13 protein-coding genes and 3 tRNA genes are annotated in these 13,554 nt (G+C 67.0%); 12 read left to right on the top strand and 4 right to left on the bottom strand.

Features of this window, described 5'->3' with window-relative positions:
- Positions 1–455 precede the first annotated feature (455 nt).
- Complete coding sequence (locus tag TFC3_RS00900) at positions 456–1,307, bottom strand: Rieske 2Fe-2S domain-containing protein (RefSeq protein ID WP_173745286.1); 852 nt, start codon at positions 1,305–1,307, stop codon at positions 456–458.
- Positions 1,308–1,517: 210 nt separating this feature from the next.
- Here TFC3_RS00900 and TFC3_RS00895 point away from each other — a divergent pair, with 210 nt between their 5' ends.
- Positions 1,518–2,378, top strand: a complete 861-nt coding sequence (locus TFC3_RS00895) for a hypothetical protein (RefSeq protein WP_153040049.1) — start codon at positions 1,518–1,520, stop codon at positions 2,376–2,378.
- A gap of 134 nt (positions 2,379–2,512) precedes the next feature.
- On the opposite strand, the gene TFC3_RS00890 is transcribed toward TFC3_RS00895, so the two are convergent.
- Positions 2,513–3,847 (bottom strand): deoxyribodipyrimidine photo-lyase, encoded by a 1,335-nt coding sequence (locus TFC3_RS00890; RefSeq protein WP_067494242.1) that lies wholly within the window; start codon positions 3,845–3,847, stop codon positions 2,513–2,515.
- A 1-nt stretch (position 3,848) separates the two neighbouring features.
- Complete coding sequence (locus TFC3_RS00885; RefSeq protein WP_067494239.1) at positions 3,849–4,754, bottom strand: phytoene/squalene synthase family protein; 906 nt, start codon at positions 4,752–4,754, stop codon at positions 3,849–3,851.
- A gap of 85 nt (positions 4,755–4,839) precedes the next feature.
- On the opposite strand from TFC3_RS00885, the gene TFC3_RS00880 reads away from it, so the two are divergent.
- The 11 genes from TFC3_RS00880 to TFC3_RS00830 all read left to right on the top strand — a co-directional run bounded on the left by TFC3_RS00880 (position 4,840) and on the right by TFC3_RS00830 (position 12,477).
- Positions 4,840–6,015, top strand: a complete 1,176-nt coding sequence (locus TFC3_RS00880; RefSeq protein ID WP_082771797.1) for a polyprenyl synthetase family protein — start codon at positions 4,840–4,842, stop codon at positions 6,013–6,015.
- 40 nt (positions 6,016–6,055) lie between these two features.
- On the top strand, positions 6,056–7,567 hold the full coding sequence (crtI, locus tag TFC3_RS00875; protein ID WP_173745285.1) for a phytoene desaturase family protein: 1,512 nt from the start codon (positions 6,056–6,058) through the stop codon (positions 7,565–7,567).
- The gene (idi, locus tag TFC3_RS00870; RefSeq protein WP_236717917.1) at positions 7,564–8,169 is read left to right on the top strand and encodes an isopentenyl-diphosphate Delta-isomerase; all 606 of its coding nucleotides are present in this window, start codon (positions 7,564–7,566) and stop codon (positions 8,167–8,169) included. The genes crtI and idi overlap by 4 nt, the downstream gene beginning before the upstream one ends.
- On the top strand, positions 8,159–9,106 hold the full coding sequence (locus TFC3_RS00865; RefSeq protein ID WP_067494233.1) for a MerR family transcriptional regulator: 948 nt from the start codon (positions 8,159–8,161) through the stop codon (positions 9,104–9,106). The genes idi and TFC3_RS00865 overlap by 11 nt, the downstream gene beginning before the upstream one ends.
- Positions 9,107–9,271: 165 nt before the next feature.
- Positions 9,272–9,344, top strand: a tRNA-Glu gene (locus tag TFC3_RS00860).
- A 63-nt stretch (positions 9,345–9,407) separates the two neighbouring features.
- A tRNA-Asp gene (locus TFC3_RS00855) sits at positions 9,408–9,484 on the top strand.
- Between the two features lie 34 nt (positions 9,485–9,518).
- Positions 9,519–9,595: transfer RNA gene (locus TFC3_RS00850), tRNA-Phe, on the top strand.
- Positions 9,596–10,201: 606 nt separating this feature from the next.
- Entirely contained in the window at positions 10,202–10,471 is a 270-nt protein-coding gene (locus TFC3_RS00845; protein WP_067505663.1) for a DUF1778 domain-containing protein, read from the top strand.
- Positions 10,468–11,202, top strand: a complete 735-nt coding sequence (locus tag TFC3_RS00840) for a hypothetical protein (protein ID WP_067494230.1) — start codon at positions 10,468–10,470, stop codon at positions 11,200–11,202. The genes TFC3_RS00845 and TFC3_RS00840 overlap by 4 nt, the downstream gene beginning before the upstream one ends.
- A gap of 535 nt (positions 11,203–11,737) precedes the next feature.
- The gene (locus TFC3_RS00835; RefSeq protein ID WP_236717916.1) at positions 11,738–12,133 is read left to right on the top strand and encodes an ATP-binding protein; all 396 of its coding nucleotides are present in this window, start codon (positions 11,738–11,740) and stop codon (positions 12,131–12,133) included.
- A gap of 41 nt (positions 12,134–12,174) precedes the next feature.
- Positions 12,175–12,477, top strand: a complete 303-nt coding sequence (locus tag TFC3_RS00830) for an STAS domain-containing protein (RefSeq protein ID WP_201787106.1) — start codon at positions 12,175–12,177, stop codon at positions 12,475–12,477.
- 8 nt (positions 12,478–12,485) lie between these two features.
- Here TFC3_RS00830 and TFC3_RS00825 read toward each other — a convergent pair whose 3' ends face one another.
- The gene (locus TFC3_RS00825) at positions 12,486–13,529 is read right to left on the bottom strand and encodes an SGNH/GDSL hydrolase family protein (protein WP_067494221.1); all 1,044 of its coding nucleotides are present in this window, start codon (positions 13,527–13,529) and stop codon (positions 12,486–12,488) included.
- Between the last annotated feature and the right edge of the window lie 25 nt (positions 13,530–13,554).

The following is a 13,554-nucleotide window of genomic DNA, read 5'->3' as shown; positions in this document are numbered from 1 at the left end:
CCAAAGGAATCCAAGCTTCCGAAGAAGCCAGAAATAAAACAATTGGCACTGGCTTATCAAGCACCCTGTTGAGTTCTCAAAGAACAACCACACACCGGAAAACCTGCAGCCTTACTTGGCTGCCTGCCCCCGGGGCACTCGTTCAACTTTACTAGGTCTTCCGGGCCGTGTCAACCGGTATCTCCCGGTTGGTGCCTTTCGTCCCTAGCGCACCCTTCGTTACGGGCCCGGGGCGGCGCTGCACAAGGCAGCATCGCTACGATCCCGTAGTTCGAAGGATTTGGCAGGACGGCCGGAAGCTGATCTCCCTAGTCCCGGTTTCCCGTTCCTAGTTCTTTCTGCTTGCCTCGCCCGTTTCCCTGCCGGCTCGCAAAACATTACCCGGTCGTTTCCTGGGCTCCAAATCGGCCCCCCGTGTCCCGCACCACAGGGGACTCGACCTGCGAAAACCTCCATCAAGGGGTGGCAACGGACAGGACACCGTCCTGCACCCGGGTGCGCAAGGTGGGCTGATCGTTTGCCGCTGGCCCGTGCACGACGACGCCGTCGACGAGCCGGAACGTGCTTCCGTGCCACGGGCAGACCACACAGGCGTCAGCACCCGCGCCCTCAACATCGCCCTCACCGAGCGGTCCGCCCTGATGCCCGCACTGCTCGATCATCGCCGTGACCTCGGAGCCGTTGCGGTACAGGAGCACCCGGACACCGTCGATTGTTCGTACCGCTGGCTTTCCTTCTGGCAGTGAGGCGATTTCCCCGACCTCGGCCCAGTTCTCGGGAAGCCGCAGCAACTCGGCGGCGGCCTGGTTGACCCCGGCTCCCTGCTTGTACGAGAGGTGGCCACCCAGATAGGCACCAGCTCCGGCAACCGACAGCCCGGCGTACGCCAGCATCTTGCCCAGCCCCCGCCGCCCGGAGAATCGCGCCGCGAGCGACCCCACATAGAGAGTGGTCGCCACCGCGTTGCTGGCCGCGTGCACCAGACCGACCCGCCGCTGGTCCTTGGCCAGCGACGACCAGTCGACCCAGCCCGCCGCGATCGCCGGCACCACACTCGCCGTGCCCACACCGATCAGCGTCGTTGCTGCCTTGTCCTGCCCGGGAAGCAGGTCAAGGACCGCAGCGCTCATGAATGCGCCGACCGGAACCTGAACCAGGACGGGATGCACCGGATGTCCGAGCCAGGTTCCGTGCAGGAGATCGCGTAACCGGCGGGGCGTCACGTTCTGCACGGTCTGCTGGATGCGGTCACTGACCGGGTCCAGCGAGGTGGCTTTCTCGAGTCTGGAAAGTGTCTGCCGCAACATGGAGGAGGGGTACCCCGGCCTGCGCAGCCCAACCAGGGGAAACGCTGATGGCATGACAGGTTTTGTGGCGAGCCGTTGGTGAAAGTGTTCTCGGTCGGTGAGCGGTTGATCGGGCTGCGGTGATTTCGGTTGCCGGATTTCTCAGCTGACCCGTGCCCCGGCCGATTCTGAACCCCCGCGGAAGAGGAATCACCACAGAGCGGAGCGGTTATGAGGGGGCGATGGCGGGCCGGGTTGGTGTCGGCCATCCTCATGACCGTTTCCCTTGCGCTGCCCGTGGCATCGTCCGCGGGCAGCGCCGGTCTTACCGCGGCGCCGGCCGGCACCCGGGCGATGTGGCTCTGGGGTGACCAGCCCGCCGCCGAGGTGGTGGATTGGGCCGCCCGTCAGCACGTTTCGGAAGTCTTCGTGTACGTCTCTCCCGCGGTGCTCACCAATGGTGACCTGGAGCGGATGCAGGAAATGAAGGAACGCGCGGCGGCACGCAGAATCAAACTGCGGGCGCTCGGCGGTGACCCGGCGTGGGTGACGAACCATGCGGCCGCGCTGGCTTGGCAGCGGACGGTGGTGCAGACCGGGATCTTCTCCGGCATTCACCTCGACGTCGAGCCTTATCTGACCCCCGGTTGGTCCACCGATTTGGACACGACGCTGGCTTCGTACCTGAAACTGCTCGACAAAATGCGGGCCGGGAGCACTCTGCCGCTCGAGGCGGACGTGCCTTTCTGGTACGGCGAGTATGTGATCGGTAAGAAGAACATCGCCGACGAGGTCCTGCGGCGGGTCAACGCGGTGACCGTGATGAGTTACCGCGACACCGGCACCGGTCCGAACTCCATCGTCGAGATCAGCCAGGACTGGCTGACCCGGGGGAAAACGGCGGGCAAGCGGGTGCGTCTGGGCGCGGAAACGACCGAACTGCCGGACTGCCCCTATTGCACGTTCGCCGAAGAAGGCGCCACGCGACTGCAGAGCGAACTGGCCAAGGTGGACGCCGCGACGCGAAAGTCGGCCGCTTTCGCGGGCATTGCCATCCACCGGTACGGCACGTGGCGCGCCCTTCCGGCGTGATGGAAACGTTCCCACACTGAAGGTTTCGAGCGCTGGCGGCTGGGCAGATTGTCGCGGGTCCTACCGGCCAATCAACGGACGAACGCAACAAGCCGGCAGGACCCGCTTTCCCCTCCGGCGAACCGGAGGGAAACCTACGGCCGTAACCAGACCGCTTCGTCGCGATGCGACTCCAGCGGCGCCGGATAGTCGAGGCCTGAACGAACCGTATCGGGCAGGCGCCAGGGTTGGTGCACCGCCTTACCCGCGATTCCCGCTAATTCGGGTACGTAGCGGCGAACGTACTCGCCGTCGGGGTCGAAGCGCTCGGCTTGCCGAATCGGGTTGAACCGCCGGTACGGCCGGGTGTCGTTGCCGGTGCCGGCCACCCACTGCCAGTTGCCTGAGTTGTTGGCCACGTCGCCGTCATTGAGCCAGCGGAAGAACCATTTCACGCCGTCGCGCCAGTCGAGCCCGAGATGCTTGGTCAGAAACGCCCCGGTGATCAGCCGTGCCCGGTTGTGCATGTAGCCCTCGGCCTGCAGTTGCCGCATCCCCGCATCGACCACCGGAACCCCGGTCAGCCCGTCCTTCCAGTGCTGCAGGGCATCCTGGTCGTACCGCCATTCCTTGTCGCCGCTGGAGCGGTAGGCCTGCGTGGAGATCTTCGGGAAGCCGTAGGTCACCTGGTAGTAGAAGTCGCGCCAGCCGAGTTGGCGGACAAAGGCCGCGGGTCCCGGTCCGTCGATGGCGCGAACCGCATTCGCCACAGCCAGCGGCGACACACAACCGAAGCGCAGGTACGCGCTCAGCCGCGAAGTGCCGTCGGCGGGCATGTCATTGTGCAGCTCGTCGTACGGACCGACATGCTCCAGCCAGGTCTTCAGCCGCCGCAGTCCTTCCGCTTCCCCACCGGGCAACGCATCCGGCGAGGCACCATCGGGGATCGGCGGCATTTCACCGACCACTGAGCCAGCCGGCAGGGTCACCTTTCGCGGGGTCGCCACCTCGTCGCGCCACTTGGCCGATTCCCACGCCCGGTAATAGGGCGAGAAGACCCGGTAATTGCCGCCTCCCCCGCCGGGCCGCACATCGCCGGGCGAGACAACCGCCGTACCCGGGAAAAGCCGCACCGAAATGCGCAGGCGCTCGCCTTCTTGCTGCAGCCGCTCTTCCCGGCGCCGCGCATACGTGCTCACGTCCTGCACCAACGCGATGCCGTCCGCGTCGATTTCACCGGCCAGCCGCAACGTCTCCTCGACCGGGTCGCCGCGCCGGATCACCAGGTCGCCGCCCAGCTTGCGCAAACTGTTCTTCAGGTCGGCCAGGCTCTGGTGCAGGAATCGCGCGCGGTTCGGCGAAAGCTCCTGCAACCGCGGATCCAGCACGAAAAGGGGTACGACCGCAGCAGCATTGGCACAAGCCGAGGCCAGCGCCGGGTTGTCATGCACCCGCAGATCCCGGGTGAACAAAACGATCGCGGTCCGCATGTCAGCCTCGCACCAGGGGAGTCATCGGCGTGCCCGCCTTGGTCAGCAAGGACCGGGCCGCCACCCGGGCCCGGATCTGGTTGGGAACCGTGGCGCGGCGGACGAACACGTCGTAATCGGCGGCGACGACTTCGTCGAGGATCCCGGCGTACAGCTGGAATGCCGTTCTCATGCAGGCCTGCGACGCGGGCGCGAGCATCGGGATGCCGGGCGCGGCGGCGGCGTAGTGTTCGTCGGCGCGGGCGACCTCGGCCCTGATCAGCGCCTTGATCGCCGGGGTGGAGCGGCCGGCGGCCCGGGCGTCGAGCAGGTCGGCGCGGGTCACCCCGAACTCGGCGAGGTGCTCGTCGGGCAGGTAGGTGCGGCCCCGGTCGAGGTCCTCGGCGACGTCGCGGATGAAGTTGGTGAGCTGGAACGCCAGGCCCAGCTGACGGGCCGGTTCGCGCGCGGCCACCGGGTCGGTGGAGCCGAGGATGGGCAGCATCATCGTGCCGATGACCGCGGCCGAGCCTTCCATGTAGTCGAGCAGGTCGTCATACGTGGCGTAGGAGGTGACCGTGAGGTCCATCGCCATGCTGCGCAGGAACGCGTCGAAATCGTCGACGTTGAGGTCGAACACCGCGATGGTGTGCAGCACGGCGGGCAGCAACGGATCGTCGTCCCGATCGCCGCGCAGCCCCGCAACGAACCGATCCGACCATTCGGTGAGCCGTGCCGAGCGCTGCGCGGGCGGCAGGTCCTCCGTGCGGTCGACTATTTCGTCGGCGTAGCGGGTGAATCCGTACAGCGCGTGGACATGCCGGCGCTTCCAAGCGGGTAACAATCGAGTGGCCAGGTAATACGTGCGACCGTGCCGGCGGTGCAGCTGACGGCACCGCTCGTAGGCGGCCGCAAGGTCCGTCTCCACCGCAGTTCCTCCAAAGTTCGGCCGGCTCAGAAGTAAATCGACTCACGAATCGACGCAACCTGAAGCCTACGGTAATGTCGGCATCGTGGCCAACGACATCCTCGAGGGAAAGGCCGAATGCCGGCCTCCCCACCAGACGACCCCCGCCGAGGGGCTGGTGAACGCGGTCGAGGGGACCCTGGCCGACTTCCTCGCCAGCCAGATCGCCGCCCTGGACGCGGTCGATCCCGAGCTCGGCGGTTTCGCCCGCATCACTCGTGACCTCGTGCTGGCCGGCGGGAAACGACTCCGGCCGACGTTCGCGTACTGGGGCTGGCGGGGTGTCGTGGGCGCCCGCGAGCCGGTTGGCCCGGTGCTGCCGGCACTCGGCGCGCTGGAGCTCATGCACACCTTCGCCCTTGTGCACGACGACGTGATGGACGAGTCGGCGACCCGGCGCGGCCAGCCGACTGCGCACCGGCTGTTCGCCGCTCGGCACAACACCGCCGGGCGCCTCGGCGACCCCGAGCGCTTCGGGTCGTCCTCGGCGATCCTGGTCGGCGACCTCTGCCTGATCTGGGCTGATCAGTTGCTGGCCCAGACGGCGCTGACCTCCGCGACGCTGTTCGCCGTTCGAGCGCGCTACGACCGGATGCGCGTCGAGGCCGTCGCCGGGCAATACCTGGACGTGCTCGGCGAGAGCCAACCGGCGAGTTGGTCGCTGGACCGCGCGCTGCTGGTGGCCCGGCACAAGACGGCGAGCTACACCGTGCAACGCCCCCTGCAGTTCGGGCTCGCGCTGGCCGGACCGGCCCGGCCGCTCACCAGCGAGCCCCGGTCCGACACGGAGCTGATCGACAACGCATACCACCGCTACGGGATCGCGGTGGGCGAGGCGTTCCAGCTCCGCGACGACCTGCTCGGGGTGTTCGGCGACCCGGCTGTGACCGGCAAGCCCGCCGGTGACGACCTGCGCACCGGCAAGCCGACCGCCCTGCTGATGCTCGCCCGCCAGCTCGCCACCCCCGCCCAGCGGGCCGAGCTGGCCTGGGACCCAGCCGGAGCCGTCATCCCCGCCGACGGCTCCGGCGGTCCCTCCCCCGCGGAGATCGCGCGCCGCGCCGAGGTGATCGCGGAGACCGGCGCGGTCGCCGAGATCGAAGCATTGATCCGCCAGCGCGTCGAGCAGAGCATCGCGGCCCTGGACGCCGCGCCTCTGCAAGACGAAGCCCGCGCCGCGCTGATCGACCTGGCGGTAACCGCAACACATCGACCGGCATGATGAGATACCGGCGCGTCGACCTCCCCCTGGAGCTGGTGAAGTGCGAAAAGTAAGCGGAGCGACGGACCGCGTCGTCGTGGTCGGCGCGGGTCTCGGCGGCCTGGCCTGTGCCCTGCACCTGGCCGCCGCCGGGCGACAGGTCACCGTCGTGGAGCGCGAGTCCGTGCCGGGCGGGCGCAACGGCCGGCTTGCCCTGGACGGCTATCAGTTCGACACCGGGCCGACAGTGCTGACCATGCCCGAGCTGATCGCCGAGCCGCTCGCAGCCGTCGGTGAGAACCTCTCGGACTGGCTTGAGCTGACCCCGGTCGACCCGGCTTACCGGGCGTACTACCCGGACGGCTCAACGCTGGACGTGCTGACCGACACCGTGCGGATGGCCGGCGAGATCAGCCGCGTCTGCGGTCCCCGCGAAGCCGACGGCTACCTGCGGTTCGTGGAGTTCGCCCGAAAGCTGTGGCTGCTGGAACGCAACGACTTCATCGACCGCAACCTGGACACCCCTGTCGACCTGGTCAACCTCAACCTGGTCAAGCTGGTCGGCCTGGGCGGCCTCCGCCGGCTCCAGCCCAAGATCAACCAATACTTCAGGGATCCCCGTACGCAGCGGATCTTCTCCTTCCAGGCCATGTACGCGGGCCTGGCGCCGCACGACGCGCTCGCGATCTACGCGGTGATCGCCTACCTCGACTCGGTCGCCGGCGTCTTCTTCCCGCGCGGCGGCATGCACGCGGTGCCCCGGGCGCTGGCCGGCGCGGCCGAGAAGCACGGCGTGCAGTTCCGCTACGAGACCACGGTCACCAGCGTGCAGACGGCCAACGGGCGCGCCACCGGCGTGATCACCGACTCCGGCGAGCGCATCCCGGCCGACGTCGTGGTGCTCAACCCGGACCTGCCGGTGGCCTACCGCGACCTGCTGCCCGAGACGAAGCGACCGCGCAAACTGAAGTACTCGCCGTCCTGCGTGGTGCTGCACATCGGATCGGACCGGACGTACTCGAAGATCGCCCATCACAACATTCACTTCGGCTCGGCCTGGAAGGGCACGTTCGACGAGGTCATCCGGCAGGGCCTGCTGATGAGCGACCCCTCGCTGCTGGTCACCAACCCGAGCCGCAGCGACCCGGACGTCGCCCCGCCGGGTAAGCAGAGCTACTACATCCTGGCCCCGACCCCCAACCTCGAGGCCGCGCCGTTCGACTGGGAGGGCGGGCTCGACCGCCGCTATGCCGATGAGCTGCTGCGCACGCTGGAGCAGCGCGGCTACGTCGGGTTCCGCGACGGTGTTGAAGTCGAGCGCATCGTCACCCCAGCCGACTGGGCCGCGCAGGGAATGGCCGCGGGCACCCCGTTCGCCGCGTCGCACATCTTCGCGCAGACCGGGCCGTTCCGCCCGAACAACTTGCATCCCACGCTGCCCAATGTGGTGTTCACGGGTTCCGGAACGCAGCCAGGTGTGGGCGTACCCATGGTATTGATCTCTGGAAAGCTGGCAGCAAGCCGCGTCACCGGCACCACCGGGAGCGGCCACCTCGTGGGAGGGGCGGCGTGAGCGAGACCGCCGACGAACGGACCGGGACCAGCAGGATCCGCGAGAGCCATCTTGTGGAGCTGGTCGACCCGGACGGGCGCCCGGTCGGCCAGACCACTGTCGACGACGCCCACCGTGCCCCCGGACAACTGCACCGGGCGTTCTCCGTGTTCCTGCGCGACCCCGAAGGCCGCGTTCTGCTGCAGCAACGCGCGGCCGTGAAGACGCGCTTCCCGCTGCGGTGGGCCAACACCTGCTGCGGGCATCCCCTGCCCGATGAGACCCCCGCAGTGGCAGCGGTCCGCCGGCTCAAGGAGGAAATCGGCTTCGAGGGCGTGGAACTCTCCGAGGTCGGCGTCTACTCCTACTACGCCGAAGACCCGAGCACAGGACGAGTCGAATACGAGTACGACCACGTGCTGCTCGGCCACATCCCGACCGGCGCCGTCCTGCTGGCCGACCCCGACGAGGTGGCCGACCTGCGCTGGACCCCGCTCGACGACCTCACCGAAGCTATTCTGCGCGACCCCCGCGGGCACGCACCGTGGCTGGCCGGCGTGACCGAACGCCTGCGCAGCTACCTGGAGACCAACGAAGAACCGGAGCAGTCCGGTGGCCGATGAGGCGCTGACGGCCGGCGCGGTCGCCCGGCGCCTCGGCGTCGCCGTCACCACGCTGCGCACCTGGCACCAGCGCTACGGGCTGGGCCCGAGCCACCACGTGCCGGGTCAGCACCGCCGCTACACCGCCGAGGACCTCGACCGGCTCCAGGTGATGCGGCGGCTGACCGCCCAGGGCGTACCCCCGTCCGAGGCAGCCTCGTGGGCTCGGCGCCTGTCTTCAGCATCCACCCTTGAACCCCTCGAACCACCACCGGCCCCGAAGCCGGCCCGCGACGGCGGCGGGAACACCATCCCGACTGGGCGAGCCGGCCCGGTGGCGCGCGGGGTGGCCCGTGCCGCGATGCGCCTGGATGCTCCCGCCCTGCGCGAGATCCTCGCCAGCACCGTGCTGGAGCGCGGCGTAGTGGCGGCCTGGAAGGAAGTAATGATGCCGGTGCTGATCGGCATCGGCGAGCGGTACGAGGCCACCAAACGCTTCATCGAGGTCGAGCACGTCATCTCCCGGGCCATCACCGAGGTGCTCAGCTCGGTGCCGAGGCCCCCCAGCAGCGAGATCCCCCATGTCCTGCTGGCGGCCGCCGACGAGGAGCTGCACACGTTGCCGCTGGAGGCGCTGGCTGCGGCGCTGGCTGAGGCTGGGGTGCCCACCCGGCTGCTGGGTGCTCGAATGCCACCCCAGGCGCTGGTCGACGCGGTTACGCGTACGGGCCCCGATGTGGTGGTGCTGTGGTCGCAGCTGAGCAGCACGGCCCACGTGGCGCAGTGGGAGAAGCTGCTGACCGGCGGTCACCGTCCCCCACTGGCCGCGGCGGCCGGCCCGGGCTGGCCGGCCGAGGGGCTGCCCGACGGGGTGGTGCGGCTGGGGTCGCTGGACGAGGGCGTACGGATGATTGCGGCCCTGTTCGAGAGTGGCGCTCGGCACACCGCCGCCTCCTGAGCGACTTCGGCGGCAGCCGTTTGCCCTGGTCAGAGCATTGATAACGGACCCAGGGATACCGGTTTGGCCGCCGGGGGTCGCATCACGTATGCTTTCCAAGCCTCAAGCGGGGCCCGGTTGGGGCTTACGCCGCAGGAATTGCCAATGTGCAATGATGGCGGAGTTGCCCTCATCGTCTAGTGGCCTAGGACGCCGCCCTTTCAAGGCGGTAGCACGGGTTCGAATCCCGTTGGGGGTACGAACCGGCTCAGGCCGGTGCAAGCGCAAGAAACGCACGTGCAAGAATGAGTAACACAAGCAAGGTCCTGTGGAGCAGTTGGAGTGCTCGCCGCCCTGTCAAGGCGGAGGTCGCGGGTTCAAGTCCCGTCAGGACCGCCACAAAGCCCAGCCGCGGGCCACACCACGCGGCAACGGCCAGGTAGCTCAGTTGGTACGAGCGTCCGACTGAAAATCGGAAGGTCGGCGGTTCGACCCCGCCCCTGGCCACCAAGCCTCTCGCCGGGCTTTGAGCACCGCCCACCTCGGGATTCCCTTGGTGGGCGTTGTGCTTTCCGGGGTCGGATCGCCGGGATGTTGCTGCCCTGGATACCGCCGATCCCCATGATCGCCGTTGCGAGTGGCACGTTCGGTGCACGCCGAACCGGCCCGCCTAGCCGTCCCGTCTGCCATCGACCACACACCCGTGGAGTGCGGGCTGCGGCGAGGCGCGCTCGCCGGCCTCCGCGTCATTGATGTCGACCTGGTCGAGCACACGATCACCGTCCGGAAGAACCGTGTCAAACCCGCTGCATGCCGCTGGCAAGGCTTACGACAAGGACCCGAATCGCTAGAGCGCTGTCAATGCTGGCAGCGCATGGCAATATTGCCCGACTTCTGATTCTGAGGAGCAAAGCGGGAGACGGCTAGGCCGAGTCTCCGGTGTGAGGTGCAGATGGGGATAACCTCCACCCATCAACGTGGGTCCTCAAGGTCGATGACGCGCGGCTTTCAGTGACGGTGTCGATGACAAACTCCACTGATCATCTTATGGCTGGTGCCGTACAAGTGCCGTACAGTCGTTGAGTAGTAATTGAGATGTCGACTGGGGGTGTGACCATGGCCGCCAAGACTGAGCGCATCGAGATGCGCACTGACCCGGAGAGCAGCGCCAGGATCGCCGAGGCCGCAGAGGCCAAGCATGTCTCTGTATCTGCCTTTGTCCTAGAAGCTGCCGTTAAGGCCGCAGACCACGTCCTCGCCCGGTCTGACGTCACCGTCATGCCTGCAGAACAGTTCGATCAGCTCATCGAGTCTTTGGATGAACCGGATGAGGCGCCAGCGCTTTCCCGGCTTGCCAAGAAGCCTAGGCGGTACACGCGCTCATGACGACGGACGAGTGGGTCACCGAAGCCCTCACTCGCGAACACGACGTAAGCCGGTTCGACTGCGGCGTTCCCAGCCTCAATGATTGGCTCAAGCAGGAGGCCATGAGAGCCCAGGAGTCTGGGACCGCCCGCACCTTCACCTGGGTCAAACCAGCCGCCAACGAGGTGCGGGCGTACTTCTCGATCGCGCCGACTCAGGTTGTTCGCACCGAGGTTTCGAGCGGAATGGCCGGCGGCTACAGCGTGATTCCGTCGTTCTTGCTGGGCAAGCTGGCGCTCGACCTGCCGTTGCACGGCTTGGGGCTAGGCGGAGAGGTTCTTCACGACGCGCTGACTCGGGTAGTAAAGGCTGCCAACCGGGGTGGCGGTCGCCTCATCGTCGTGGACGCCATTGACGAGAAGGCGGCGGCCTTCTACGCAAAATATGACTTCAAACCGGTCCGGAACGATCCGCGCCGATTGGTGATGAAGGTCGCTACTGCCCGGAAATCTCTAGGTATCGGTACCATAAGCGTTTCATCCAATTCTCCGGCCGGATTGGTGTCCCTGACCCTGACCCATTCTGATGGGACGGTTTTGCCGTTCGTTGCCGACAACGACGAGGTGCAACGAGTAGCGGAACGCATGTTGGAGATCGTGCAAGAACGCACAGCCCAGGGCGAGTCTGAGGTGCAGCTCAACTTAGCCCAGGTTATCCGTGACGTGCTTGGGCGGGATCCCTTCGGGCGATGAGCTGGTTGACAGATCTGGGCAACGGCTACGCAATCACCGACGTTGCACAATCGCCGCACGCTACTTGCCTTCATGCCTACTGAACAGCGCAAATGAGCCTGACTGAAATCGGAAGGTCGGCGGTTCGACCCCGCCCCTGGCCACCAAGCCTCTCGCCGGGCTTTGAGCACCGCCCACCTCGGGATTCCCCTGGTGGGCGTTGTGCTTTCCAGAGTCAGCAAACTCGCCGCCCGATCTCCAACCCCGGCGACCTCATTGCCTTGCTTTCTCAGTGCGTGCTTGGGAATTTCTCATGTAGACGGTGTGGCGGCGTGATCATGCGTTCCGGGTCGGGCAGGTTGTCGCGGCGTCTTCGCGCCGTGGGTCACCAGGGCATGTCGCTTCAATCGGAGCAGCGGCCGTGTCCCTTGGCGGGGCATCCCCTCACCGACTCTGTGTTCGGCACAGAATGCCTGGACCAGCGCGAAGCATGAACGGCCGGGTTATCGGGCACGTAGTTGACATGGCCCACCTGAGCGCCCAAATGCCCCCCTCCATGATCGAGCTGCGGCGATGGTTGCTCGAAAGCCCCGCGCAGTTGAAGACTTTGCGCGCTTCGCTGCATGAGGCTTTGACCGGAGAGGTGCTGCCACCTGGGACGCCGTTGGATGAGATCCCCGAGAAGATTGTGCTGGTCGCTACCGAACTGGCCACCAACGCGCTGCGGCATGGGTTGCCGCCGACTACCGTGCGGTTGGGGCGGGCCGGGGATCGGTTTGTGCTCGATGTCGCCGATCATGCCCCGGATGTGGTTCCTCAGTACGATGCGGAGCGAGGTCTGGGCAAGGGCGGCCTCGGCTTGCAGCTGGCGAAACAGTTCGCCGTGGAGATCGGGTGGTATGCGGAGTCTGACGTCAAACATGTGTGGGCTGAGTTCCCTGTACCCGGCTGACCTATGATCACGGAGCGAATTGACCTATGTCAGAGGTGTCCGTGACTGAGCCGAGCTACCAGATCTTCCGCGAGGCAGGGCATGTCCGGCTGGCCGGGGACTTCGACATCAACGCCCGCGACGAGTTGCGGGAGGTCGTCCTCCATGCCGTCGAGCAGACCGGGGACGGCCGGGTTGTGGTCGATTTCGAGGCAACCGACTTCCTGGACAGCGAGGCCTTGGGCGCCTTGATCGACGGGCTGGTCGCCGGCCGGGAAGCCGGGATCAAGATGTCGCTCGTCAACGCCCATGGCCTCGTGCACCGCGTGCTTGATGTGTCAGGGGTGCTGGACCTCTTCGACTAGAACCCGCCTCAGACGTCGAGCAGGTTGCCGGGGCCGGTCCAGCGCTGCACCATCCGGGTGCGGGTAAGAAGCTTTCCGTTCTTACGCACGCTGTAGGTCTGCTTGCCCTCCCGCAGCGTCTGCCAGACCCGCACGCGGCGGTTGACGCCATTGATCCGGGCGGTCGAGGAGCGCAGGACCCACGAACGGCACTCGGTGCGGTGGTGCACCGCGCCGTCGATGATGACCTTGCTGGCCAGGCAGCGGTTGGTGCGGGTCATCAGGTACGGGTTCGCGCCGGTGTAGCCGGAGGTCGCGAACACCCGCGCCATCGCCCGGTACCAGTTCCACGCCATCTTGGCGTAGCCGAAGTCGTTCGGGTGGTGCAGGTCGTGCAGGTCGATACCGCTGATCGTGGACTGGTCGACCACCACGAGGCGGTCGTCCTGCTTCGCAGCGACCAGCGAGGGGATGAGCCGGTTGTAGACCCGGTCCTGGGCGGCCTCGCGCGGCACCCGGGACATGATGATCTGCGCAACGAAGATGTACGCCTCGGGGCGGGCGGCGCGGATCTGGTCGATCAGCTCGGACAGCTTGCGGGCGGTCGTGTACGGCCCGTGCCCCCGGGCGATGTTGTTGGTGCCGGCGTGCAGCAGGACAACGTCGGGGCGAGCCGCATCCAGCCATGCGGTGGTGTGCTTCTCCAGTTGGTTGATCGACCAGCCGCCGTGACCCTCGTGGTTGATGTCGGTGCCGGTGCCGTTGTTCTGCGAGCCGACATAGTTGATCTCCATGCCGCCCTGCAGCAGGCGTTCCTTGAGAGCCATCCGGTACGAGCTGCGCGTCGGGGAGCCGTTGCCGCGGGTGATCGAGTCACCGAGCGCCATCACGCGCATCGGCTGGAACGCCTGCTGCACGCTCACCGCCGGGGTGGTCTGCGGCGCGGCGGCCGAGGCCGACGTGATGGTCTTGGGCACACCTAGGCCCACCACCACACCGACGGCCAGAACACCGGTGACGGCCTTGACGCCCAGCCGGCGTACACCCGGCCAGTTCAGCTCGACAGCTCCCACAGCAACCCCCCGTGTTCTCCTTGGA

It is taken from the genome of Actinoplanes sp. TFC3 (assembly GCF_001553785.1).
Lineage (GTDB): Bacteria > Actinomycetota > Actinomycetes > Mycobacteriales > Micromonosporaceae > Actinoplanes.
The sequence above is the reverse complement of the archived record's forward strand: the minus strand, read 5'-3'. Positions and strand labels throughout refer to the sequence as shown.